We start from the raw sequence: 4,016 nt of genomic DNA on the forward strand, positions 1-4,016 counted from the left end.
AGGTGGCGGCGGGGTCGCCGTGGTCGCCCGCGCGGCCGCGTCGCCCGGCCAGGCGTCCGCGCAGGCCAGCTGCACGGGTGCGGCGAACTGCCGGCACTCCTACAGCGCGAGCGCGCACGCGTCGGCGTCCGCGCCGGGTGCGCACGCCGAGGCGTCGGCGTCGGGTTCGGGCGGTGGCGGTCAGGGCGGTGGCGGGGTCGGGGTGTCCGCGCAGGCGTCCGCGTCGCCGGGCCAGGCGTCGGCGTCGGCGTCCTGCTCGGGTGCGGCGAACTGCCGGCACTCGTACTCCGCGTCGGCGTCGGCGTCGGCGCCGGGTGCGCACGCCGAGGCCTCCGCGTCCGGTTCCCATCGCGGCGGTCAGGGCGGCGGCGGGGTGTCGGTGTCGGCGCAGGCGTCGGCGTCGCCGGGTCAGGCGTCGGCGTCGGCGTCGTGCTCGGGTGCGCCGAACTGCCGGCACTCGTACTCGGCGAGCGCGAACGCGTCGGCGTCGCACCCGTCGGGCTCCTACGCCAACGCCTCGGCCAACGGGTCCGGCGGTGGCGGTCAGGGCGGCGGCGGCGTCTCGGTGGCGGCATCGGCGGACGCGGGCGACGGCTACGCGCGGGCGTCGGCGTCCTGCTCGGGTGCGGCGAAGTGCTCGGTCGACTACAAGGCGCACGCCTCGCTGACCCGGACCAGCCCCGCGGGCGAGACCGCGCACGGCGAGGGCACCTGCTCGGGGACGACCAACGGCGGCTGCGGCGTCGTCGCCAAGGTCGCGTTCGGTCCGAACGGCGGCGGCGGCGCGGACTGCTTCGGCAACTGCGGCAACTTCACCCAATCCGGCTGGCTGCGCCCGCCGTCGGGGATGGGCTACGACGACGCCGGCAACCTGGTCAAGGTCGACAAGAACGGCAAGCCGATCCCGATCGAGGAGCTCGGGCCGGACGACCGGGCGGTCCAGGGCAGCACCGAGAACGGCGTGCCCACCCTCAAGATCAAGCCCAAGGGCGGGGAGGTGCAGACGTACCCCTGCCCGACGTCGCCGTGCAGCGTCACCCTGCCCAGCGGGGAGAAGATCGAGTACGACCCGGGCAAGGGCGGGTACCACGGCGAGCTGCCGGTCGAGTCGGGCAAGCCCGACGGCAAGCGCGACACCGCCACCGGCACCAAGGGCGTGCGCATCACCCGGGACGCGAAGGGCAACGGCGGCGGGTGGATCCGCGGCACCGGCCAGGTCACCAACGGCGCCACCGGCGAGAAGGTGGACTTCACGGGCGAGGTGCCCAGCCCCGTCGTCGACGGGCACAGCTTCCGGCTGACCAACCCGACCACCGGCTCGCCGTTCTCGGCGCACTGCGGAGCGGCGTGCCAGTACAAGGGCGCCCCGGTGGCCGGTGCGCCGCAGGTCGACAACCTGGTCCTGACCAACGGCACCGCCGACATCATGGGCCGCGACGCGAACGGCAACCCGGCCGTGATCACCTTCAACGGCACGGGCAAGTTCGTCTCCGCCGAGGGCGACCGGCTCACCGGACAGTTCGGCGAGGGCTTCGCGACCGGGCGGGCCAGCATCGTCACCCGCGGCGCGGACGGCTACGGCGGCTACTTCACGATCGAGGGCACCGGCACCGTCCGCTCCGCCGAGGGCGCTGAGCTCGCCTGCGTCGGCAAGTGCGCCGGCACCCACTGGATGCCCACGGCCAAGGGCCTGGGCGGCATCAACATGTGCCAGCTCGGTGGCGTGGGCACCTGCGTCGGCATCAGCAACGGCGCGCGGGGCGCCCTGGCCGACGTGCAGGGCGCCGAGATCAAGCCCGGCGAGACCGTCACCATCGGGTTCCTGCAGCGACTGCGCAACGACGACGGCTCCGGCGGCGGCGCCACGGCGTTCATCTTCGGCGGCAAGGACGCCGAGGGCGGCGCCGTCTACGGCATGGACGCCTACGGCAACTACATCTCCACCACCGGCCGGGGTGGGCGCACCACACTGCTCTACTCCGAGATCGACGGCTACAACCACGGCCAGGCCTGCGTGGCCGGCGCGGGCGGCTCCTGCACCGGCTCCGACCCCGCCGAGCGCAGGCTGCCCTGGGTCGAGCCGAGCACCGACGTGTTCCGCTCGGCCCGCTACGGCAACGACTTCATCGGCCCGATCGCCAACCCGACGTTCCGCCAGCAGGCCGACCTCGCCCTGGACTTCGCCACCGGCCAGGGCCACCTGCGGTGGATGGCCGAGACGGGCAACGAGCAGCTGACCCCGATCACCGAGGCCTACGAGAAGGCCAAGGCCGGCGGGATCAGCGAGGCCGAGGCGACCGCGCTCGCGGCCCAGATCGACGCGCTGGACCCGAAGCTGCGCACCCGGCTCGGGCGCACCGGCGACGCGCAGGAGATCGTCGTCGCGGTCCAGGGCACCCAGCGCACCGTCGAGGACGTCGAGCGCCGGCTGGCCGCGGACCCGCAGCTGGTCGCCAGCGTCCTGGGCCGCCAGCTCGGTGACTCCGGCAAGCCCAGCGAGCAGGAGCTGACCGAGGCCAAGACCAAGGTCCTCAACCAGCAGGCCGAGTCGGCCAAGGCGCTCAAGGGCCTGTCCGGCTTCTCGACCGAGGACAAGGCGCTCTCCGACCGCATCAGCAAGTACGAGCAGGCCGTCCGGACCTACAACGCCGGGGGCGAGGGCGATCCCACCGCGCTGGACAAGGAGCGCGCGGCGATCACGGCGGCCGTCGCCGACCTGGACCGCCGCAAGCAGCCCTACCGCGACGACCTCGCCGCCTCGCAGGGCGTGCTGCGCACCTACGACCTGGCCACCGCGATCGCCGGCGGCGACCGGTCCTACGCGGCCGACATCGAGCTGGCCGGGCGCAACCTGGCCGCGGTCGAAGGCGTCGTCGAGAACCTCCCCAAGGGCGTCGACGTCGACACCGCCACCACCATCGCGGTGTTCAGCGACGCGGTCCGGCTCGGCTACGAGGCCGCCATCACCGCGCCCCGGACCACCGCCAACCGGCTCAACGACCTGGAGCTGCCCTCGACCGGCTCGGCCGACCTGCCGCTGGCCATGCGCGCGGCGGTCGCCTACGACTACATCGAGAAGCTGGTCAAGTCGTCGAACAGCCCGTTCGTCAACGCGGACGGCAGCGACTACAACCCCGACCAGATCGCGAACCTCGCCGCCCACTGGGTCTACCGGGGCGAGGGCGGCGCGCTGCCGACCTCAGCGTCGGCGATCGCGGCGCAGCGCGCCCTGCCGGTCACCGCGGCCGAGGTCACCGACCTGCTGGTCGGGCAGTTCGGCGAGGAGAACCGCGCCGACCTGGAGAAGTCGCTGCTCAAGCAGATCAACCACGCCGGCCTGATCCGCGACGCCGCCTCGGTGCTGTCGGAGGACGAGGCGGACAAGCTCCACGACGTCATCGAAGAGCACGACCCGAAGAGCGTCGCCGGATTCTTCGAGTTCATGCTCGACGGCGCGGGGCTGCTGCAGTCCGAGGCGGTGCGCAGCTACAACCGCGAGTTCGGCACCGGCACCGACAGCTTCGCCCGCAACTTCGGCCGTGGCGCGGTCACCCTGGGCACCGGCCTGCTGACCCTGCCCGGCACCGTCATCGGCGGTGCCGGGGTCGAGATCAACAACTCGTTCGAGCGCAACGGCGTGCTGAAGACGCTGGCGGCCGGACCGATCTGGGCGGACTACCTCCCCTTCAACGACCCGACCCGCACGGGCCCCTCCGCCGCGCCGCGCAAGCCGGGCGAGAGCTGGGCGGAGCACTACACGGCCAGCCACCCCCTCACCGGTGGGTTGGTCGTCACGCCGGTCAGCCACTCGCTGCACCGCTGGTTCGGCGACGGCGACGTCAGCGACGACTACCACGACCGGCCGGTCGAGTCGTTCATGGAGGACGCGCTGCCGCTGCTGATCGTGGCCGGGCCGCTGACCGCCGGCTTGCGCGGTGGCGCGGTGAGCGCGGCCTCGCGGGCCGCGGCGTCCCGGGCCGTGCTGCGCGGCATGCCGGGCGACCTGGCGCGCAGCG

Annotated in this window: 1 pseudogene; it reads left to right on the forward strand. The window is 73.7% G+C overall.

Annotated elements, in window-relative coordinates:
- Positions 1-4,016, forward strand: a pseudogene (locus KIK08_RS37730) (hypothetical protein); the annotation flags it as partial.

The organism is Pseudonocardia lacus, assembly GCF_018531445.1.
Classification (GTDB): Bacteria; Actinomycetota; Actinomycetes; order Mycobacteriales; family Pseudonocardiaceae; genus Pseudonocardia; species Pseudonocardia lacus.